A 20,204-nucleotide genomic window follows, 5' to 3' on the forward strand; every position below is an offset into this window, starting at 1 on the left:
AGCGGTGGGCGCGTCTGGCCGCGCGTTGCGGATCGAGGGATCCCCCGCGCCCCACGCGCGATCGGCGCCGACGGCCGACCGCGCGGCGACCCTGGGATCGTGAGTGCGAACCACCCCGTCGCGGTGCCCGAGTGGCAGCAGTTCCTCCGCGACTACAGCGACGAATACCTGCGAACGGCCACGAACGAGGACTTGTCCCACGTCGATGCCCGCCAGCGCGAGAACCGCTGGATGGGCTACGAAGCGGCCACCGAGGAAGCGGTCCTCGCCACCGAGGAGCGGCTCGGCGTGCGGCTCCCGCCGAGCTACCGCAACTTCCTGCTCGTCAGCAACGGCTGGCGGGACGTCGATCCCGAGATCGGCGAGCTGCTCGGGGCCGACGAGGTCCAGTGGTTCGCGGAGCGGGACGCCGACCTGCTCGAAGCCTGGGCGGACGCGGATCTCGACGAGATCATCGAGGTGGTCAAGCCGTGCCTGGTGGTGAGCGACCACTCCGGTTGCGCCGTCCACTGGCTGCTCGACCCGACGAAGCCCGGGCCGGACGGGGAAGCGATCGCCTACGAATGGGCGACCGGTGACGGCTCCGACCCCGAGCCGTTCCCCAGCTTCGGCGCGCTCGTGGCGAGGGGCCGCACCGCCAACGCGCATCGAGCGGCGACCGGCGCGACCGTGAAGTCGGGGCCCGAGGAACCCGCGGCACCGGCCGATGCGCGGGCGAACGGGATCACCAGTGCCGCGCGCATCGACCGGCTCGACGACCTGGTCCTCGACGTCGCGGACCGGGACGCCACGATCGACTTCTACACGCGGGTGCTCGACGTCGACGTGGTCGCGCACGAGGGACGCACGGCGCTCGCCTTCGGCGACACCCGGATCGACCTCCGCGTGGTCGGGCAGGACGCGGAGCGCTCCGGCCCCGTTCCGGGCACCGCCGAGCTCGGCTTCGTCGTCGAAGAGCCGGTACTCCTCCTGATCGACAAGCTCCAGGACCGCGGCGTGCGCATCGAGGCGGGCCCGGTCAGCCGCACCGGCGCACGCGGCACGCTCCACAGCCTCCACCTGCGCGACCCCGACGGGAACCTGATCAAGCTCGGCAACTACCTCGACTGAGCGGACCGCTGTTCGCCGGACAGCCGTGGTGGACCCCGCGCGATCGGGCGTGGCACGAAGGACTGCGCAAGCCGTGCTTGAGCTACTACTGCCCACATGCCGATTTGGCACCCGCTCGCACCACTCTTGCCTCAAAGGCAGCACCGGAGGGGCGGGAAATATTTGCTTCCCACCCCTCCGATATTCATCGGGACAGCGCTACAGCCTTCCGCCTTTATGGCGAGAAAACCAATGGCAAGCGCCGCACAGCCAAAACCATACGCATGACCGTCAGGGCGGAAAAGCCCACCTCACTCCCCAGGCCCGGAACCAACGGGGGCACCCTTGCAAATCCCGGAAAAAGCGCCACAGAAGAAAGGACTGAGTAGACTTTTCCCCCGGCTCCGTGACCTTCTCAAGGCATGGCCGCCGAATTCTTTCACATACTGGCCACTGCGGCGCCGCCGCACGATCGTCACCAAGACTTGACGGCCTTCGTGAACAGCCTCCTTACCGCTCACCCGAGTTCCGCCTCTTTCGCGCCACAAGCAAGACCAAGGCCGACATCACGGATAAAAAAATAGATGAGATAAATACCGAAAGATTTTCGGAGAAGGCACCGATAGTCAGGCTAACGCATGCGAGCGCCATGGCAATCAGCCCTAGAATCTCACCGACCACAATTCGACTCATCGTAGCCCCCTTGGGCAGTTCAATCAATCGCATGCTGCGGATATGGATCGCCTGGTCGCTCGGGCGCGGCGGTGGGGCTGATACCGCGCCAAAGTACATCAACCCCACCGGAGGTGGCAGCACCTAAACAATAATGACTACCGGACCTATACCATTCCTTCCGACCACGGAGCCCTACATCGACAAACAGATTGGGCAGAGCCTCTACTTATCTTTCCCTCGTGGCCGTCGGGCCGCATAGGTCGCCAGAAAGACTACCACAGCTATAGACGAGAATACAATAAACGGAACAGTCTTCTGAGCGCCTCCCCACGGCACAACCCCTGAGAGCTGTAATATATACAGCAGTGCCGAAATGCACAGAACAATCAATGATGAACTGATCCCAACAGCCACCAAGTCGCGCTCTTTTTTCATGAAATCAACCAATCCATTCAGCAAACAAATTGCGAAATTGCCAGCCAACCGCCGCCAGCGATGACGGCGCCCCAAGGACCGAAGGCCATGCCCCACGTAAAACCTTGGTAGATACCGACACCGCCAATAACCCACTCGCAAGTGGGCGATTCTTTATCCCCTTTGGCCTTCCCTTCAAGCTTTACGGCCTTACCCTCAAGGCCCGTTTCCTTCTTTTTAGATCCCGAGGGGTACTGCTGTCAATAATTTCCAGCTTGGTAAGCCACGATTACGACTTCGTGTTCAGCGGACTCGGGAGCATTTTGCATGGCTTCTTGGTATTCGGCTTGGCGCTGTTCATCGCTCCACAGCCTCCACCTGCGCGACCCCGACGGGAACCTGATCAAGCTCGGCAACTACCTCGACTGAGCGCGGGGAGCGGTCGTCACCGGGCCCGGCGGACGTGCGGGCAGCCGCGACCAGGTGGGCCACGGCGGCGGACACGTGCCGACGGTGAGCACCGGGTGCCTGCGACGGTCGGCGGGCGTCCGCCCTCCCGTGCCGTTCGCGGGACGACCTGCGCGGCCCGCACCAGGCCGTCCCGACCAGGCGCTCGGCGCACCGGGGCTCGGGACGACCGAACCCGCGAAGGCATCGCGCGGGTGCGAACTCGGCCGCACCGCCCTGCTCCCAGGGCGGAGGCACCCGCTCGACCGGAGCACCGGCGCCCTCATCGACGGGTCCTGGTGGCCAGCGCGATCCACACCAGCGCGACGACGGCGGTCAGCACGTAGGTGTTGCCGACGAGGTGCTGCACCGGTGTCCAGGTCAGTTCGGCTCCCCCGACGCTGGGCGGGAAGTGCCACGGAGCCGTGATGGCGACCAGCGCGGTCGCGACCACCGGCAGGTAGCCGCACCGGTGCCGGATCGCCGCGCCGCACAGCAGCAGCAGGCCGGGCGCGGCCCACACCCAGTGGTTCGACCAAGAGGTCGGAGAGACGAGCACGGCGAACAGGCCGACGGTGACGAAGGCGGTCGGAGCGCTCACCCGGGGCAGGATGCGGGCGGTCAGGACGAGCAGGCCGAGGCACAGCAGCGCCCACCCGGCGTGCTGCGCGAGCGGTGGCAGGTCCAGGCGGCTCAGCGCGCCCGACACCGACTGGTTGCTGTTCAGCACGTGTCCGGCGACGTCGGCGGCCGGGCCGTGGCGGAACCAGTAGTCGACCGACGCCGTGAAGTCGACGGCGAAGCCGATCGCGGTGCACCCGGCCGCGGTGATCACTGCGGTGAGGGCGGCGCGGTAGTCCTTGCGGAGCAGGAAGAACAGCAGGAACGCCGCCGGGGTCAGCTTGATGGCGGCGGCGATGCCGACCAGCAGCCCGCGCGGCCAGCGCGGCGCGCGGGCCAGGCAGTCGAGCGCGACCAGACCCATCAGCGCGATGTTGACCTGGCCCTGCCCGAAGCAGGCGTGCACGGGTTCGAGCAGGAAGGTCAGCGGCAGTCCGGCCGCGGCCACCGAGAGCGCCCCCCGCGTGCCCGCGCTCGGCCACGCATGGCGGGTGACCAGGTAGAGCGTCGCGCCGAGAGCCAGCACATCGACGGCGTTGAGCATGCTGAGACCGACCGTCGAGGGCACCACGGCGAAGGGCGCCAGCGGTAACAGCGCGAACGGCGGGTAGACCCACGGCAGCGGATCGGGGTTGCGGACCGGCGACCTGGTGTTGATGAAGTCGCCGCCCGCAAGCCAGGTGTGCACGGCCCACCGGTAGACCTCGAAGTCGCCCCAGAACGAGTACAGCGACACCAACGTCCCCAGGCAGCAGGCGAGCGCCAGTGCGGACACCACCAGGACCAGGCGAAACCGGCGGTCGATCCACGGCGGAGCCGCTCGCGGCAGCGTCCGCTCGGCCTCGTCGGTCCTCGCGGCGCCGTCCGGACCCGCATCGCCCGGCGTTCCGGCATTCCGCGTGCGCGCCCCGCGGCTCTTGCCCGTTCGGGCACCGGCGGCGGTCTCCATGCTCTTCCCCATTCCTGATGTCGCAGTTCCACCGAGCGGGCGTCCTGCTCGCTCGCTCACCACCGCACTGGCGCCTCCGCCCGGCGCCCCGGCGGGTCAGGGCGGCAGCGGGTCGCCGGTGCCGCCCTGCACGGTCGTCACCGAGCCCTGAGCAGGCGCGTTCGAGCTGATCCGTCGTCGCTGCTCGTGGAGCCCCGCAGGTCGAGACCGAGGCGGACGTGTCGTGACCGCCCGCGAAGGCGTCCGGGATGCGCGGGTCGTGATCACGAGTGCTGCTGGATTTCCTCTGCGCGGAGAGCGCGGCCGCCAGCGCACCGGTGTTCTCCACGCACCTGCTGCTCCGCCACCGACGAGGTGACGGGACCGTGCAGGTCAGCGGGCGGGCATGGCTGCCTCCTTGCCCCGGCGGCGGGTCAGCAGCGCCGCGACCGCGGCGGCGACCACCGCACCGACGACGTTGTTCAGCAGGTCCTGCGTCTCGCACACACCTCGGTTCGCGATCTGCTGCACGAGCTCGATCACCACGCCGAGCCCGATGGCCGAAGCGAGCACGGGGAGCGGCCTGCGCGTGGCGAGGACGGCGAAGAACACCAGCGGCACGAACAGCAGCACGTTCCACAACTCGTTGCCGCCCATCATCGAGAACCCGTTCAACTGGCAGAACGGTTCCTCGATCACCCGCACGCCGGGCATCGAGGCGTAATCCGGCCGGGTGCGGGAGAGCGTCACCCCCAACACCGCACCGAGGCTCATCCCGGCCAGCACCGAGGGCACCGGCCGCCATCCCCAGCGACGCGCCGCCACCAGCCCTGCGGCGCCCAGCAGGACCACGCCCACGAGCATTCCAACGAGGATGAGCGGGTTCGACAACGTGTTCTCCACGGTCGAGAACACCGATTCCAGACTCAGCACAATCGCACTTCTCATTCGTCGACTGCGTGTACGAATGAAAGGTAACGACGACTCCCGGGAAAATGGGACTCCGAACAAGCAAGGGAGCCGCGGAGCCGATGTTTACGGCCGATCGACCATTTCATATTAGTGAGGTCGGGCCGATCGACTGATGACACGGCAGTGGGCATCGGCCGATCGGCCGATGCCGCGCGGCTGCCGACGGCACGCGACAGCTTTCCGGCCCGGGGCAGCCCCCGACGGGCCTGGCCGCCTTGGTGACCACCCCGGACGACACCGGACCGGCTGCCTCGTGCGGACGGAAATGGGCTCGGGTGGCGGAACCGCGACCACAGCCGCACGGCCATGCACGTGGTCGAACGCGTTGATGGCGAGGCGCTTACCCGCACGTGAACGGGACCGTGCGCGGATCGTCGCCGACCAGATGGCGCACAGGTCGTGGGCCGGGCCGCGAACAACGGCCAGCGACGACGGCAAAGCCCAACGGGACCAGGACCGAGGCCAAGGGCGGTGGCGGTCGGCGCGGGGGCGTCGGCCGCCGCCGTGCCTGGTCACCAGAGCGGAAGCGGGGGGATTCGAACCCCCGGTCCCTCTCGGGACGCTCGCTTTCAAGGCGAGTGCATTCGGCCGCTCTGCCACGCTTCCAGGGCGCAGCGTAGCCAATCCGGGCGGGCTGCGGGCCCGGTGGGGTCAGTCGTCGACGTCGTGCAGGTGGTCGACGAGCCTGCTGAAGACGGTGGCGAGGACCTGCTGCTCGTGGGGTTCGAGGAGGTCGATCAGGTGCCTGCGGACCCCGGCCACGTGCATCGGTGCGGCGCTGCGCAGCTTGGCCATGCCCTTGTCGGTGAGTTCGGCGAGGACGCCGCGGCCGTCGCTGTCGCACTCCACCCGCCGGACCAGGTCACCGGATTCCAGGCGGCGGATCTGGTGCGAGACGCGGCTCTTGGAGTGCGCGACGTCCTTGGCCAGCTTGCTCATCCGCAGCCGGCGGTCGGGTTGTTCGGCGAGCCGGACGAGGATCTCGTAGTCCGCGATCGACAGTCCGTGCGCGGCGTGGAGCTCCTTGTTCAGGCGGTGTTCCAGCAGAGCGCTGCCGTCGATGTACGAACGCCACGCGGCCATTTCGCCTTGGTCGAGCCATGCGGCTTGCCGTTCGTTCACCCGACCAGATTACCCCTCCTCACCCGGAGTGGCCGGTCCTTCGGCGAACGGACCAGCGGCCCCGGCGCCGCTCCGGCAGCCGGCGGACCCACGTCGCGCGCCACCGGTAGCCGTCCTGCTCGGCCGCTTCGACGCGCAGCCGCACCCGGTCGCCCTCGGCCAGCGCGCGGAAGCCGGTCGCCTCCAGGCGCGAGAAGTGCGCCCAGACCTCCTCGCCCGCGACCTCGACGACGCCCCAGCCGTACTCGGTGTGCCACACCCGGACCCGTCCGACGTGCTCACCTTCGGTGTCCACACCGACACGGTAGTCGACTCGCCGGGCGGAATTCCGGTTGCTCCGGGACGGGTGCCGCGGGTTACCGTCTGGCGTGCCCGAAGCCGCTGTCGTCGTCAACGAGCTGGTGAAGCGGTACCCCAAGAGCCGGACGAACGCCGTGGACGGGATCAGCTTCCGGGTGCCGCCCGGTGAGGTGTTCGGCCTGCTCGGCCCCAACGGCGCGGGCAAGACGACCGCGGTCGGCATCCTCACCACCCGGGTGCTGCCGACCAGCGGCAACGCCGTCGTGGCGGGGGTGGACGTGGCCGCCGACCCGGTGGGCGCGCGGCGCAAGGTCGCCGTCGTCCCGCAGCGCAACAACCTGGACCGCTCGCTCAACGCCCGGCAGAACCTGATCTGGCACGCCACCTACCACGGCGTCCCGCGCGCCGACCGGCACCGGCTCGCCGACGAGCTGCTGGACCGGATGGGCTTGGCGGCCAAGGGCAAGTCGCAGGTCGACGACCTCTCCGGCGGGCAGGCGCAGCGGCTGATGATCGCCCGGGCGCTGATCCACCGCCCCGAGGTGCTGTTCCTCGACGAACCGTCCACCGGGCTCGACCCGCAGGCCCGCCTGTTCGTGCACGACCGGATCGCCGACCTGCGCGCCCAGGGCGTCACGATCGTGCTCACCACGCACGACATGGACGAGGCCGAGAAGCTCTCCGACCGGGTCGGCGTCGTCGACCACGGCAGGCTGCTCGCGCTCGACACCCCGCGCGCGCTGATCGGCACGCTGCCCGCCAGCGGGACCATCGACGCCTCGGTGCGGCCCGACGGGCTCGCCCCGGAGCGGGTGCCGGAGCTGCTGCGCGGGGTCGCGGGCGTGTGCGGGGTCGAGGAGGTCGGCGTCACCACCGCCGCCGACTGCGTCACCGAGCACCGGCTGCGGCTCTACGTGGACCGCGAACCGGCGTCGCTGCTCGGACCGGTCGCCGGGATGCTGGACGAGCACCGGGTGGCGCTGAGCGGTCTGTCGCTGGGGTCGGCGACGTTGGAGGACGTCTTCATCGGACTCACCGGGAGGGAACTGCGATGAGCTCGGCGCGGGCGTTCTTCGCCGTCCTCGGCCGCGACGTGTTCGTCACCGGCCGCGAGCTGCCCAGCTTCCTGGCGCAAGTCCTGGTGCAGCCGGTGGCGCTGCTGTTCATCTTCGGCAAGGTCCTGGGCGAACTCGGGTACGTGCAGCCCGGCTACGCCCAGATCCTGCTGCCCGGGATGGTCGCGCTCAACGCCTTCCTGGTGTCCCTGCAGAACACCTCGTTCCCGCTGGTCCTGGACTTCTCGTACTCCCGCGAGATCGAGGACCGGCTGCTCGCACCGCTGCCGATCAGCGCCGTGGCGGTGGAGAAGATGCTGTTCGGTGCCCTGCGCGGGCTGGTCGCCGCGCTGCTGATGGTCCCGATCGGGTTCTGGATGCTCGGCACCGTCACCTGGGACCTCGCCGGGTTGCCGTTCGCGTTCCTCTGCATGGTGCTGGGCTCGCTGTGCGGCGGGGCGGTCGGCCTGACCGTGGGCGCCGCCGTGCCACCGCGCCGCATCAACATCATGTTCGCGGTGATCCTCGCCCCGCTGATCTTCACCGGCGCCACCCAGTTCCCCTGGATGCAGCTCGACGACCTGCGCTGGTTCCAGGTGATCTGCGCCTTCAACCCGCTCACCTACGTCAGCGAAGGGATGCGCGGCGCCCTGCTCCCCCACGTCCCGCACCTGCCACCGTGGGTCTGCGTCCTCGCCCTCGTCGGCTCCGGGCTCCTCTTCGGCGGCCTCGGCATCCACTTCTTCCTCCGCCGCGCCCTGGACTGAGCACCCGGACCCTGCTCGGCGCGACGGTTGCGGGCATCAGCCGGTGATGTGGCGCAGGTACAGGCTCGGGTCGGTGAGGTAGCGGCGCCAGTGGTCGACCACGTCGAGGTCCTCCCACGCGACGCGGCGGCTGCCGTGGTCGCCGACCTCGACGATGTCCGCGCCCGGAGCGGCGGCCAGGATCGGTGAGTGCGTCGCGCAGACCACCTGGGCCCCGGTGCGCCCCAGCTCGTGCAGCAGGGCGACCAGGCGCAGGCAGGAGTCGAACGACAGCGCGGCCTCGGGTTCGTCGAGGACGTAGAAGCCGCGGTCCCGGAACATCGCGTCGAACACGGTCAGGAAGCCCTCGCCGTGCGACATGGTCGAGGTGTCGTCCTGCCAGTAGCCGTAGCCGCCGTTGACGGCGTTCATCAGACCGAACGCGGTTTCGGCGCGGAGGAAGAACCCCTTCTTCCGCAACCGGGGGCCGGACCGCATCCGCCCGCCGGCCGGGGTGGTCTCCAACGCGATCACCTCGCCCAGCGGCGTCTTCGGGCGGTCGTTGGCGTACTTGCGGCCGGCGCGTCCGCCGTGCGCGTCCAGGTCGAAGCCCTCGGCGATCGCCTCGACCAGCGTCGACTTCCCCGATCCGTTCTCCCCGACGAGCATGGTCACCGGGGCGGTGAAGGTCAGACCCCGCTCGACGAGCTCCGCCACGCAGGGCACCGTGTAGGGCCACGCGTCGAACGCCCCGGGACGGCGGGACTCGGGGATGTAGGCGCGGCGGACGAGCATCGACCTTCCCTCACAGCAGAGCGGATGCGCCGAGGGTCGCACACCTCCGCCCCGAGCCGCTCCCGCCGGGCGGTCGCGGCTTTCGAGGCCGGACCGGCTACCGCTCGGCCAGCGCCGCGCGCAGCGCCTCGACCTGGTCCTCGTCGAGCTCCGACCGGGGCGGCGCCGGGTCGTCCAGCGCCCGCCCGAGCGCGTCCGCCGCGAGGTACACCAGCCCGCCCGCGATGCCGAGCAGCACCAGGACGTTCCCGAACCGGCTCACGACGCGGCTCCCGGCGGGACGGTGCGGTGGTGGGCGCGCAGCAGCACGACGAGCGCGTCGGCGAGGTCGGGCCACGAGTCGCGCAGCTCCTTGAACCGGTCGGGCGCGCTCTCGACGGCGTGGAGCACCGCGGCGGTCGAGCTCGGGGCGTACGGGGTCACGGAAGCTCCTCGCTGATCGGGCGGCTTCATCACCTGGAGTGCTCGGGACATTACCGTCCGTCCCCGACCGCCGAGCACGCCGCCCCGCCCACCCGTCAGCACGGGCGCGGCCAGAACGTTCCCGGCCGGGTTCACCGTCACCCGTCCGAGGAGAACACGAATCTCCCCGCTTCAAGGATGTCGTCGATACCCGTGACGCCCAGGAACGTGAACACCGAGGCAGCGATGCCGGACAGCACGGTCCAGTACACCTCCCAAGGCATCCTCCCCCGCTGCACCTCTTTGCGGAACTGGTCTGCGATCAAACCAAGAACCGCCGCCGGGCCGAACATGCAGGCAAGCATCAATAGTCCCTGCGACAACGGCAATTCTTCGTCGCGGGCAACTCCGAGAAATTGGATGTACTTCGCCGTCAGGGCCACCCCGGCGACAGCTCCCAGGATCCACCAGATCACGTCTATGTCACCGTTGATCTTGTCCTTGTTCTCGCCGTTGCCATCCGTCATGCGCCCACTCCCCGCTTCGGCTTGATCACGCGGTATGCCAAGACATGCGGCCTACGTCGAGCACCAGGCCATGCGGCCAGGGCGGCGGCTACGGTGATCACGAGGTTTGCTGGCGGCCGCTGATCCGCCGACGAGATGAGAACCCTGAGGCGTCGCTCCATGTCCCTGATCCTGGCGCAACGCACGTGGTCGCAGGGGATTTCCGCCAAGGTGAGCGCTACGGCCGTCGAGGCCGCACACCGTGCGGTCCAGCACGATCACGCCGCGGGCGTGTCCGGCCTCGCGCATCATCGCGGCGCACTCGGCCCGGAATGGGTAACCATCGACGGCGCCCCCGCATCGCTGCAGGGGGCGAAGCTGGACACGTGCCCGTCGGCTGGTGCGGCCCCGCGCGAGGGCTCGCCCGGGAAGTGGCTGCACCACTCCCAGCACGACCGCGATCAGCAGCAGCCGTGCTGGTCGGGCGGCTTCATCACTGGGCGCTACTCGGGACATTGCCGTCCGTTCCGAGCACGCCGACCTCGCCCGGCGCGGTCAGAACCACTCGCCCGGCTGCCACCGCACGCACGTCGGCCGCGCCCCGGTCCGGCAGAACTCCGCGATGGCGCCGCGAACCTGGTCCAGCGGCAACGACGCCGAGCGGGGGAACAGCAGCCCGCCCTCGTCGTCGAACAGCAGCACCGGCGCGGACTCGTCGGTGTCGGGGTTGAACGAGTCGACCAGGTCACCATCCGGAGTGCCCGGGTGCATGTAGTTCAGCGCGCCCCATCCGTTCTCGCGGTCGGTGGTGATGCGCAAGCGCCCCGGCGGGAACTCGTGAACCGTGCCGTCCTCGGACTGGCGGCACGGCCGGTCCCACACGTAGACCTGCGCGAACTGCTCCGGCTCTCCGTAGAGGATCGCGTCGACCAGGTCCCGCGCCTCGTCCGGCGTCCAGGCGTAGCGGAACTCGTGGCCGAAGATTCCGGTGATCACGGACCGCGCCTGCGTTGTCGTCATGGTCTGGCCTTTCCGGGTGCGGGGATGGCCGACCGGTGGGCGGGGTTCCGTGCGGCGCTCGTGGTCGGGGCGCGTCGTGCGGCTTCGACGTAGGCGGTGATCAGCGGGATTTCGTCGGTGGTCCAGGTCGACGGGGGCGGCAGCGGCCGTGCTGCCTCGGCGGGTTTGGGTGGGCCGGTGGCGTTCGCGGCTTGGTAGAACTCGCGCTCGGTGCCGCCGGTGGCGACGCAGGATTCGCACGGCACGTGCTCTCCCGGGCGGATCGCGTCGAGCCGAGTGGTGCGCGCCCAGTCGCCCCGGAGCGGGTGTCCGCACACGGCCAAGCCGGGCAGCGTGCTCAAGTGGCACCGCGTCTGATCCGGCGAGATCACCCAGTGCGCTGCGGCGACTCGTTCCGGTTCGGCCACGTGCCCGGATGCCGGTGCGGACACGCGCGGGGGCTGGTCTGGGAAGTGGTGCTCGGTCATGCCCAGCACGAGCGCGATCAGCAGCAGCAGGCCGTCGAAGACGACCAGGCCGCTCATGGCCGCACCGGGTTGCTGTCGATGACCAGCGGGGCGCCGGTTCCGGCGGCCTCGCGCAGCCGGGCCGCCAGCAGTTCGGCGGTGCGGGCCTGCTCGGTGAGTTGCGCCGCGGTGGGCCGGTAGCCGCATTCGAGGTTCTGGGCCATCGCCCCGAGCCCGATCACGGCGGCCTGCATGGTCAGCAGCAGGCGCCGGAGATCCTCGCTCACCACACACCCGCCCACCGCGACACCACGACCGGGCCGCTGCCCGGCATCGGCACCCCGGCCAGCTCGTGCGCCTTCACGTCGCACCGCGGGCAGGTCCACCACAACCACGCCTGCGCCGAATCGACCGCCTCCACACCCGCCCCGCACAACGCCACGACCCGCTCGCCGTGGCACCACCCCGGCGCCGCCGTCGCATGCCGCTGCCCCGCAGCAGGAACCCAGCTGAACGGATAAGTCCGCCATGTCGACATGGTGATCACCTCCTGTAATCATGTGGACACTAGGAGCGCTTGGTGGTCCGGAAGGACAACGAAGGGACAATGCGGTCATGGGTGGAGACGGCGGGGTCGGCGACCGGATCGCTCGCCTCCGCAAGTTGGCCGGGTGGACCCAAGCGCGACTGGCGGCACACGCGTTCGTCTCGGTGAGCCTGGTGAAGAAGGTCGAGCAGGGCAGGACCCCGCCGAGCCCGGCCTTCGTCGCGGCGTGCGCCTCGGCCTTCGGGGTGGAGGTGCGCGAGCTCTACGGGGTGGAGGTCGCCGACAGCATCGCCGAGCTGCACAGCGAATCGGCGGAGATCGCCGCGCTGCGCGAAGCCCTCCAGTCCTTCGACGATCCGCTGCCCGAGGGGCCGGAGCTGGGCCCCGCCGCGATCCGGGCCCGGCTGGACCGCGCCGAAGCGCTCCGGAAGAAGGAGAAGTACGCCGACCTCGCCGTCGTCCTCCCGCCGGTGCTGCACCAGTTGTTCGTGCGCGCGACCGAGACCTCGCCCGGCACCGAACCCGGCGAGCGGGTGCGGGCCATGCTGCACGACGCCTACCGGTTGGCCGCGACGGTCGGCGGGCGGTTCGGCCATCCCGACATCGCCGCGACCGCCTCGGAACGGCACCGAGCGCTCGCCCCCGCGACCGGGGACCCGCTGCGCGCCGCGGTCTCCGACTGGCACCGGTCGAGCCACTTCCTGCAGAACGGGCACTACGCCGCGGGTCTCCGGCTCCTCGACCGGGCGCTCACCGGGGTGGACGACCGCGCGCCGGACGGCGCCGCGCACGGCATCGCCGCACAACTGCACCTGCGTGCCGCGGTCATGTCCGCGCGCCTGGGGGACGGCGCCCGCGCGGACGGCCACCTCCGGGAAGCGCGCGCCCGCGTGGCGCGCGGGGCGGTGCCGGAGCCGTACTACAACGTCGATGCCAGCGAGCTCAACGTCCTGATCCACTGGTGCGCGGTACCGGTCGAGCGCTACGACGGCACCGAGGCCGTGACCCGCGCCAGCAGGGTGACCATCACCGACCGGACGCGCCCGGAACGCGTCGGGCACCACCACATCGACCAAGCCCGCGCCTGGACCCTGCACGGCGATCGGGAACGGGCCCTCGCCGAGCTCCACCAGGCACGCCGGATCTCGCCGCACCGCACCCGAACCCACCCGTCGGTGCGCGAGACCGTGCGGGCCCTGGCCACCGCCGACCACCGGACGACCCGGAGCCTGGCCGGATTCGCCCGCTGGGCCCGCGTCCGACTGTGACCCCGGCGGACGCCGCTCCGGCCCGCTGCCCGCCAGCTCGTGCGCCCGCACATCGCACCGCGGGCAGGTCCACCACAACCACGCCACCCCGCACAACGCCACGACCCGCTCGCCGTGGCACCACCGCGACGCCGCCGTCGCATGCCGCTGCCCCGCAGCAGGAACCCGATGGAACGGATGGAGCATGTCTTCACCTCATTCTTCACGCGCCTTCCGCCCGAGGGGAAGGCAGGAGCAGGACCGAACAAGACCGACTGTCGTGGCGGTGAGGGCCCGGTGGAACGTCACGTTCGGTATGCGATATGCGCGTGACGCATATTCGCCCAGCACTGTCCGGACCCGGGCGTATGCTGAGCGTCCGCACTGCGGCTGATGGGGAGTTGGCGTTGCGCTCACATGCGAGGCGGGTGTGCAGGACCTGCGGCAAGGGACTTGCAGCGGACAACACCGCTTCGCTGTGCAGCGCATGCCAGCGCAGGGATGCCGCGACTGTGCCGGAAACCAAACCCGACGTGTTCTGGCGACGTCCGGCGTTGGCGGAGGCGTTGAAGACGCGCCACTTCGGTGCCGTGCTCTACGCCTACCGGTACGAACACCGGCCGGTGCTCACGCAGGCCGTGGTCGCGCGCTGGCTCGGCCTCACGCAGGCGCAGGTCAGCCGGATCGAGCGGGCTCCTCGTCCACCTGCCGACCTGGACAAGTTGGCGGCGTGGGCGGAAGTGCTGCACATCCCGGAGAATTTCCTGTGGTTCCGGCTCCCCGATCGGAGGACCGCTCGTGACCGGGGCAGCGGAGCGGCCTTCGGCTGGTTCAGCGGGCCCCCGCCCGTGCTCACGGCCGCATCCGCTACGCCGGTCGACGTGACATCGATCCGCCAACACACGACGATGTTCCGCAGGTTCGACAACCGCTTCGGCGGCGGCCACGCCCGGTCGGCGGTGAGTACCTACCTCAGCGCCGAGGTCGCGCCCGCGCTGACCGGGTGGCGAACCGCGAACCCGGAGTTCGCCGGTGCTGTCGCCGAGCTCAACCAACTCGCGGGATGGATGGCCTACGACGTCGGTGACGCCCTTTCCGGGCGCCGGCACCTCCAGCACGCGTTGCACATGTGCCAGCACGCCGGTGATGCGGCGCTCGGCGCCGAGATGTTGGCCGGCATGAGTCACCAAGCGGCCCATGCGGGCAACGGGGCCACCGCGCTGGCGCTCGCCACCGCAGCACGCGACACCGCCAAGCGAACGCCCTTCGCAGCCCTGGAGTCGGAGACGGCCGCGATGGCAGCTCACGGTCACGCCTTGGTGCGGGACAAGCCGGCGGCGCTCCGCGCCTTGCACGATGCCGACGCGGCGTTCGCCCGCGCTGCGGGCCAAGCCCATCCGGAGTGGCTGAGCTACTACGACGCGGCGTACCTCGCGGCGAAGTCGGCGCACTGCCTGCTCCAACTCGGCGATCACCGGCAGGCGGAGCAGTTCGCGCGCCGGTCACTGCGCATGAGCGCCGGGTACGACCGGAGCCGGTTGTTCAACACGGCCCTGCTGGCCTCCGTGCTCGCCGCGCGGGGGGCCGTCGATGAAGCATGCGCGGTGGGACGCGAAGCGGTCCGCCTGGCCGGTGCCGTGCAATCGGCCCGGGGCCGGGAGTACCTGCGCGATGTCGCACGCCGCCTCCGCCGCTACCGTTGCGCTCCCGCTGTGGCCGAGTTCGTGGCCGACCTCGCGCAGCTCGGCGTCACCGCCGGGCCGCGAGGAGCTTGAACAGCGCGACCTGGGCCGCCGCTCCCGGAATCTCGCCGCGGGCGACCATCGCGGGAACCTCGTCGAGATCGATCCACGCGACCCGGGCGGTCTCGTTGACGTCGGCGGCCGCACCCGTGTCCTCAGCCCCCTCGGCCAGGAACAGCAGGTTCTCGAAATCCGCCGTTCCGGTGATCGGCTGGAACGCCCCGAACGGCTCGACCGACAGCGGGCGCCATCCGGTTTCCTCCTCGACCTCCCGAGCGGCGGTCAGGGCCGGGTCCTCGTCCGGGTCGACGTAGCCGCCGGGCAGCTCCCAGACCCACTTGTCGAGGATGAACCGGTGCCGCCAGATCATCAGGACGTGACCGGAATCGACCACGACCGTCATCGCGGCCTTCGGCATCCGCAACACGTACTGCTCGAACGTCACACCGTCCGGCAGCTCCACGGAAGCGACGCTCAGCTTCAACCGCCGGGTGTCGTCCAGCAGCTTTTCCCCGTGGATCGTCCACGTCGTCAGCACGGGTTCGGAATCGGTCGCCACGGGGCGCGACGCTACCGCAGCGGGCGGTGATGACGGCAGAGCGGACTTCGCACCGCCGGGCAGAACTGCCACGCTCCTGCCTGCGCCATCACCCGCTGAGCTCCTTGTGCCCGTACCGGCCCTGGCTGATCCTGTCGTCAGGACGTCCGGAGGTGCGGCGACTCAGGTGCAGACGTCGGGTGCGAGCCTGCGATCGGGTCGGCCTACGACGTGTCCCGTCCGGGAGGCGTTGAGCAGGCTGGCGGAGGACGGAGTGGTCACCATCGAACATGGCAAGGGCGTGTTCGTGACCCCGCCGCGGGTCGTGAAGCGGCTCGACTCGCGCCAGCGGCTGTCCCGGGCGCGCCGGGAACAGGACAAGGGTGCGTTCCTCGCCGAGGCGGACGACCAGGGATTCGCGGCCGGTCCCAGCGTCCGCATCCGGGTCGAGGAGGCCGGGGACTTCGCCGAGGTGCTGGGAATCGCGCCCGAGGCGCAGGTGTGCGTCCGCGATCGGGTCATGCGGGCCGACGGGATGCCGGTGCAGCTCGCCACGTCCCGGCTGCCCCGGTCGATCACGGAAGGCACGGTGCTCGAAGAGGTCGTCACCGGGCCCGGAGGCGCGTACGCGCGCATCGAGGAGATGGGCTTCGCGCTGAGCGACTTCGAGGAGATCGTCTCCGCCGGTGTGAGCACCGCCGAGGAACGGGCGGTCCTCGGGGATCAGGTCCGCGCCGTGCTGCGCGTCCGGCGCATCGCGCGGTCCGGAGAGCGCGTGGTCGAGGTGAACGACATGGTCATGCCCGCCGGGCAGTACGAACTGCGCTACACCTTCCCAGCGGAGTGACGCGGCAGGAGCAGCTTCGCAGCGGGAGCCGGGATGGTGCTGGGGTGGGATCTGCGGGCCGCTCGGGAGGCGGCCGGGTTGAGCCTGGGCCGGATGGCGCTGCGGACGCACTTCGCCCGCTCCTACCTCAGCATGATCGAGACCGGGAAGCGTCCGGTGGTGCGCGCTGTCGTCCTGGCCTACGAGCAGGTGCTCGGGGTGCCGTTGGCGGACGCGCCGGGTGAGCCGCTCCGCGTGGCGCACGAGTGGTTGCTCGCCGAGCCCCCGCCCGGCCGCGCGGGTCGGCGCATCGGTGGTTCGGACGTGGCCGGGCTGGAAGCGCGCGTGGTCGAGCTTCGGCACCTCGACGACGTGGTGAGCAGCGCCGATCTGCTCCCGGTCATCACCGGCGAGCTGGCCCGCGCCGAACGGCTCGCCGACGACGCCTCGTGCACCGAGGCGATCGGGCGGCGCCTGTTCACCGCGCTCGGCGAGTTGTACCAGCTCGCCGGATGGGTGGCCGACGACGCCGGGAACCACGCCGACGCCCGGCGCCACTACCTGACCGGGGTCCGGGCCGCGAACAACGCGCACGATCGCGTCCTCGGCGCCCAGCTCCTGTCGAGCCTGAGCTACCAGATCGCCAACGTCGGCGACCCGGTCGACGCGTCGCTGCTGGCGCGCACCGCGGTGCGCGGCGCGGACGGGGCCACGCCCGTGGTGCGCACGCTGCTGCTCGAACGGGCCGCGTGGGCGGCGGCGCGGTCCGGCGACGCGGAACTGACGTGGCGCACGCTGGACGCGGTCGACGACACCTACGACCGGCGCGGCGGCGACGAGCCGGAATGGACCTACTGGCTCGACCGCGGCGAGATCGACGTGATGGCCGCTCGCTGCATGGTCGCGCTCGGCCGCCCGCGGGACGCCGCGCCGCTGCTCGCCCACGCCATCAGCGGCTACCCCGCCGAGCACGCGCGGGAGGTCGCCCTCTACCTGACGTGGCTCGCCGAGTCCCACGCCCGCGCCGGTGAGCTCGACGCCGCGCGCAGCACCCTCGCCGAAGCCCGGCGCCGCGCGGCGGCGATGCCGTCCGCCCGCACGGCGGCCCGCATCCGGGAAGTGCACCGCCTGGTCTGATGTCCCGCGGGAGCCGGCGCCGGTCCCGGCGAAATCAGTTGTTCGCGGGTTCCTGGCGTGCTTGGGTCATGCGGACCCATCCCCCACCACGACGCGGGAAGCCGGTGGTGTTCGTGAACGTGTACGGGGAGCCGGAAGACGGCCCGTACCCCTGCCCTTGCTGCGGATTCGTGACGCTCGACGAGCGCGGCGGCTTCGAGGTCTGCTCGGTGTGCTTCTGGGAGGACGACGGCCAGGACGACCACGACGCGGACCGGGTGCGCGGCGGCCCGAACGGCTCGCTGAGCCTCACCGAAGCTCGCCGCAACTTTCGCACCATGGGGGCCTGCGACCTGCGCTGCACCCAGTTCGTGCGAGAACCGTCGGCGTGGGAGCGCCCGCCCGGGTGAGGCCGGTCGGGCCGGTGCTTGCGGTGGTCAGTCGGCTCCTTCCGGGTAGCCGTCCTTCTCCTTCCACAGCTCGGGCCGGTTGCCGGTGAACTCGTGCACGTACCCGCACCGCGCGCAGATCAGCCCCATCGCGGACTGGTTCGCCCACGCCACGTTGAACAGCTCCGCGCCGGTGGAGTTCAGCTTCACCTCTCGGGACGAGAACCGGGCGTGCCCGCACACCAGGCATCGGAACGCCCGCCCCAGCACGGTGGCGAGCTTCGGCTTCTCCTCGAACAGGCCCATGGCACCGATCGTGCCAGCCCGGCGGGGCCACCGGCGGTGGAATGCTCGGCGCTATTGCCCGGAGGTGATCGTGCTGTCGGGGGTGAGCTCCCGGCAGCCGTACTGCCGCGCGAGGTCCGGGTCCAGCGACACCGACCCGTACCCGCCGTCCGAACCCTGCGCGAGCACGTCCCGGACGGCGGAATGCGGCGGGATCGCGATGCACTCGGTGACGCCCGACCCCGGGTCGCCCCACTCCCATTCCATGAAGTAGATCGTCCGGTCCAGGTCGTTCGACACCGACCGGACCCGGTTCGTGGCGTCGGGCACGAACGGCTGTCCGGTGACCGGGTGCTTCCGGAAGTCCTTCCACGCGCCGTCGTGCTGCCACACCTGCATCAGCGGCGGCGCCCCGGGGCCTTCCTCGTTGTAGTTCTTCGACTCGTAGATGCAATAGGTGCCCCGATCGCACACCCCCACGCCCGCCCCCTGGAACGCGAGGGGATGGGTGGAACGCTCAGCGCCGGAGGCCGCCGGCGCCAGGAGCGCGGACAGCGACAAGCCGACCACCGCGGCCTTCGCGAGCAACGCCGACGAGTTCATCCGATCCCCTTCCACCGAACCTCTCCCGCCGAACACTCGCACTGGTGCGCCCGACGCGGCCGGGTGGAAGCGCGCTCAGCAGCCGTCCGGGCGATGACCGTTCATCCTTCCGCTGGCCACGCGCACACCCGCCGGTGCTCAGCCGAGCACGTCGACCCACACGAGGCGGTGGTCCGAAGCCTCGGCCAGCCTGCCGGACGGCCAGAACACCCCGGAGCGCAGCGGGAACAGCGAGGGCAGCACGTAGTCCACCCGCAGGTTGCCGGGGGCCTCGTCGGCGAAGTCGGCGGTGTCGAACACGGAGAGCCCGCGGTGCTGGTCGTTGGCGCCGCCCTGCTCCTGGCTGGCGCGGGCACCGCCGAGGCTCGCGGGCAGCGGGTCGATCACCCTCGGCGCGCGCAGCAGCTCGCGGATGCCGGTGCTGCCGCCGTCGACCGGGTCGGAGTTCTGGTCGCCCGCGACGACGAACCGCGCGCCCGGTGCGAGACCGCCGCGCCGCCCCTCGTCGTCGTGGACGTAGCCGGACCGGCCCGGCGTGACGTAGTCGGCCCAGAACCGGATCTCGTCGGCGTTGCGCAACCCGTTGCGGTCCTCCGCGCCGTCGAAGCTCGGCGGCGTGGGGTGCGAGACCAGGAAGTGCACCGGCTTCCCGCCGACCCGCACCGGCACGTCCCAGTGCGACTTGGAGGACAACCGCAGCACCCGCTTCGCCTCCGGCGAGTACCAGTCCCCCGGCTCCGGCGTCGCCGGGTCGTCCGGCCAGGACGCGCCGGGCAGGTCGGCCCAGCGGAAGTGCTGGAAGGTGCGGACGTCGCCGAGCGGGTACTTCGACAGCACCACCATGCCGTACTGGCCGGGGAACTGGCCGAAGCCGTGCGCGTCGTCGGGGCCGCCGACCTCGCCGTCGCGGTTGAGGTCCACACCGGACTGCACGCCGGTGTTCACCGGGGCGGTGAAGGCGTGCGGGTAGTGGATCGGGTCGGCGCCGCGCTGGCCGACGGCGAGGTAGTTGCGGCGGAAGGCGTCCACCGCCGCGCCGCCCGCGACGTGGTCGAACTCGTTGAGCAGCAGCACGTCCGGGCGGGTGCGCTGGACGACCTCGGCGATCGCCCGGGCCTGCTCGTCGTCCGGTGTGGACAGGTCCGCCAGGAGTTCGCCTTCGGCGGGGCGGTTCAGCGACGCGTTGAACGTCGCGAACCGGATCGGGTCGGCGGCCGCCGCCGGGGCGGCGGGGACCAACGCGGTCGCGGTGACCGCGAGGGCGGCGAGCAGGGCGCGGCGCACGGGTGCTCCTCGTTCGGTTGTGCCGTCGGACCCCGTCCGGGGTCCGCCCGTCCCGCAGGATCCCAGCGGCCCCCGCACCGGACAACGCC

The 20,204-nt window shown here is 70.8% G+C and carries 24 protein-coding genes and 1 tRNA gene; 8 read left to right on the forward strand and 17 right to left on the reverse strand.

Annotated elements, in window-relative coordinates; all coding sequences use genetic code 11:
• Positions 1–99 precede the first annotated feature (99 nt).
• Positions 100–1,110, forward strand: coding sequence for an SMI1/KNR4 family protein (locus tag ABD976_RS07995; RefSeq protein ID WP_345359633.1), 1,011 nt, complete (start codon positions 100–102; stop codon positions 1,108–1,110).
• 1,798 nt (positions 1,111–2,908) lie between these two features.
• On the opposite strand, the gene ABD976_RS08000 is transcribed toward ABD976_RS07995, so the two are convergent.
• From ABD976_RS08000 to ABD976_RS08020, 5 genes are all read right to left on the reverse strand, one after another.
• Complete coding sequence (locus tag ABD976_RS08000; RefSeq protein ID WP_345359636.1) at positions 2,909–4,024, reverse strand: glycosyltransferase family 87 protein; 1,116 nt, start codon at positions 4,022–4,024, stop codon at positions 2,909–2,911.
• A gap of 543 nt (positions 4,025–4,567) precedes the next feature.
• Positions 4,568–5,107, reverse strand: coding sequence for a VanZ family protein (locus ABD976_RS08005; protein ID WP_345359639.1), 540 nt, complete (start codon positions 5,105–5,107; stop codon positions 4,568–4,570).
• A 560-nt stretch (positions 5,108–5,667) separates the two neighbouring features.
• Positions 5,668–5,752: transfer RNA gene (locus tag ABD976_RS08010), tRNA-Ser, on the reverse strand.
• A gap of 45 nt (positions 5,753–5,797) precedes the next feature.
• A complete protein-coding gene (locus ABD976_RS08015) occupies positions 5,798–6,268 on the reverse strand; it encodes a MarR family winged helix-turn-helix transcriptional regulator (RefSeq protein WP_345359642.1) in 471 nt (156 codons plus the stop codon).
• Between the two features lie 19 nt (positions 6,269–6,287).
• Entirely contained in the window at positions 6,288–6,563 is a 276-nt protein-coding gene (locus ABD976_RS08020) for a cold-shock protein (RefSeq protein ID WP_345359644.1), read from the reverse strand.
• A 73-nt stretch (positions 6,564–6,636) separates the two neighbouring features.
• On the opposite strand from ABD976_RS08020, the gene ABD976_RS08025 reads away from it, so the two are divergent.
• Positions 6,637–7,623 (forward strand): ABC transporter ATP-binding protein, encoded by a 987-nt coding sequence (locus ABD976_RS08025; protein WP_345359646.1) that lies wholly within the window; start codon positions 6,637–6,639, stop codon positions 7,621–7,623.
• A complete protein-coding gene (locus ABD976_RS08030) occupies positions 7,620–8,390 on the forward strand; it encodes an ABC transporter permease (protein WP_345359648.1) in 771 nt (256 codons plus the stop codon). The genes ABD976_RS08025 and ABD976_RS08030 overlap by 4 nt, the downstream gene beginning before the upstream one ends.
• 36 nt (positions 8,391–8,426) lie before the next feature.
• On the opposite strand, the gene ABD976_RS08035 is transcribed toward ABD976_RS08030, so the two are convergent.
• The 8 genes from ABD976_RS08035 to ABD976_RS08070 form a co-directional block, all read right to left on the reverse strand.
• Complete coding sequence (locus tag ABD976_RS08035; protein ID WP_345359650.1) at positions 8,427–9,164, reverse strand: AAA family ATPase; 738 nt, start codon at positions 9,162–9,164, stop codon at positions 8,427–8,429.
• Between the two features lie 97 nt (positions 9,165–9,261).
• Positions 9,262–9,426: a hypothetical protein gene (locus ABD976_RS08040; RefSeq protein WP_345359652.1), complete on the reverse strand. Its 165-nt coding sequence runs from the start codon at positions 9,424–9,426 to the stop codon at positions 9,262–9,264.
• The gene (locus ABD976_RS08045; protein WP_345359655.1) at positions 9,423–9,587 is read right to left on the reverse strand and encodes a hypothetical protein; all 165 of its coding nucleotides are present in this window, start codon (positions 9,585–9,587) and stop codon (positions 9,423–9,425) included. Before ABD976_RS08045 ends, ABD976_RS08040 begins: the two co-directional genes overlap by 4 nt.
• A 137-nt stretch (positions 9,588–9,724) precedes the next feature.
• On the reverse strand, positions 9,725–10,093 hold the full coding sequence (locus ABD976_RS08050) for a hypothetical protein (RefSeq protein ID WP_345359658.1): 369 nt from the start codon (positions 10,091–10,093) through the stop codon (positions 9,725–9,727).
• 534 nt (positions 10,094–10,627) lie between these two features.
• Positions 10,628–11,092, reverse strand: a complete 465-nt coding sequence (locus tag ABD976_RS08055; protein ID WP_345359661.1) for an Imm1 family immunity protein — start codon at positions 11,090–11,092, stop codon at positions 10,628–10,630.
• Positions 11,089–11,616 (reverse strand): hypothetical protein, encoded by a 528-nt coding sequence (locus ABD976_RS08060; RefSeq protein ID WP_345359664.1) that lies wholly within the window; start codon positions 11,614–11,616, stop codon positions 11,089–11,091. The genes ABD976_RS08055 and ABD976_RS08060 overlap by 4 nt, the downstream gene beginning before the upstream one ends.
• On the reverse strand, positions 11,613–11,825 hold the full coding sequence (locus ABD976_RS08065; protein ID WP_345359666.1) for a hypothetical protein: 213 nt from the start codon (positions 11,823–11,825) through the stop codon (positions 11,613–11,615). The genes ABD976_RS08060 and ABD976_RS08065 overlap by 4 nt, the downstream gene beginning before the upstream one ends.
• Positions 11,822–12,076 carry an HC3 family zinc finger protein gene (locus tag ABD976_RS08070; RefSeq protein WP_345359669.1) on the reverse strand — a complete coding sequence of 85 codons (255 nt, stop codon included), beginning with the start codon at positions 12,074–12,076 and terminating at the stop codon, positions 11,822–11,824. The genes ABD976_RS08065 and ABD976_RS08070 overlap by 4 nt, the downstream gene beginning before the upstream one ends.
• A 77-nt stretch (positions 12,077–12,153) precedes the next feature.
• Between ABD976_RS08070 and ABD976_RS08075 the strand changes: the two genes are divergently transcribed.
• Both ABD976_RS08075 and ABD976_RS08080 read left to right on the forward strand, forming a co-directional pair.
• A complete protein-coding gene (locus ABD976_RS08075) occupies positions 12,154–13,353 on the forward strand; it encodes a helix-turn-helix domain-containing protein (protein WP_345359672.1) in 1,200 nt (399 codons plus the stop codon).
• Positions 13,354–13,739: 386 nt separating this feature from the next.
• Positions 13,740–15,107: an NsdA family TPR-like regulatory protein gene (locus ABD976_RS08080; RefSeq protein ID WP_345359674.1), complete on the forward strand. Its 1,368-nt coding sequence runs from the start codon at positions 13,740–13,742 to the stop codon at positions 15,105–15,107.
• On the opposite strand, the gene ABD976_RS08085 is transcribed toward ABD976_RS08080, so the two are convergent.
• Positions 15,082–15,633: an NUDIX hydrolase gene (locus tag ABD976_RS08085; RefSeq protein WP_345359676.1), complete on the reverse strand. Its 552-nt coding sequence runs from the start codon at positions 15,631–15,633 to the stop codon at positions 15,082–15,084. The genes ABD976_RS08080 and ABD976_RS08085 overlap by 26 nt on opposite strands.
• Before the next feature lie 166 nt (positions 15,634–15,799).
• Between ABD976_RS08085 and ABD976_RS08090 the strand changes: the two genes are divergently transcribed.
• From ABD976_RS08090 to ABD976_RS08100, 3 genes are all read left to right on the forward strand, one after another.
• Positions 15,800–16,459 carry a GntR family transcriptional regulator gene (locus tag ABD976_RS08090; RefSeq protein ID WP_345359678.1) on the forward strand — a complete coding sequence of 220 codons (660 nt, stop codon included), beginning with the start codon at positions 15,800–15,802 and terminating at the stop codon, positions 16,457–16,459.
• Between the two features lie 33 nt (positions 16,460–16,492).
• Positions 16,493–17,575, forward strand: coding sequence for a helix-turn-helix domain-containing protein (locus ABD976_RS08095; RefSeq protein ID WP_345359680.1), 1,083 nt, complete (start codon positions 16,493–16,495; stop codon positions 17,573–17,575).
• A 68-nt stretch (positions 17,576–17,643) separates the two neighbouring features.
• Complete coding sequence (locus ABD976_RS08100) at positions 17,644–17,964, forward strand: CPCC family cysteine-rich protein (RefSeq protein WP_345359683.1); 321 nt, start codon at positions 17,644–17,646, stop codon at positions 17,962–17,964.
• A gap of 27 nt (positions 17,965–17,991) precedes the next feature.
• Here ABD976_RS08100 and ABD976_RS08105 read toward each other — a convergent pair whose 3' ends face one another.
• The 3 genes from ABD976_RS08105 to ABD976_RS08115 all read right to left on the reverse strand — a co-directional run bounded on the left by ABD976_RS08105 (position 17,992) and on the right by ABD976_RS08115 (position 20,115).
• Positions 17,992–18,249 (reverse strand): hypothetical protein, encoded by a 258-nt coding sequence (locus ABD976_RS08105; RefSeq protein ID WP_345359685.1) that lies wholly within the window; start codon positions 18,247–18,249, stop codon positions 17,992–17,994.
• Positions 18,250–18,300: 51 nt separating this feature from the next.
• A complete protein-coding gene (locus tag ABD976_RS08110) occupies positions 18,301–18,831 on the reverse strand; it encodes a hypothetical protein (RefSeq protein WP_345359688.1) in 531 nt (176 codons plus the stop codon).
• 138 nt (positions 18,832–18,969) lie between these two features.
• On the reverse strand, positions 18,970–20,115 hold the full coding sequence (locus ABD976_RS08115) for an endonuclease/exonuclease/phosphatase family protein (protein ID WP_345359691.1): 1,146 nt from the start codon (positions 20,113–20,115) through the stop codon (positions 18,970–18,972).
• Positions 20,116–20,204 lie beyond the last annotated feature (89 nt).

The organism is Saccharopolyspora cebuensis (genome assembly GCF_039542665.1).
GTDB classification, from domain to species: Bacteria; Actinomycetota; Actinomycetes; order Mycobacteriales; family Pseudonocardiaceae; genus Saccharopolyspora; species Saccharopolyspora cebuensis.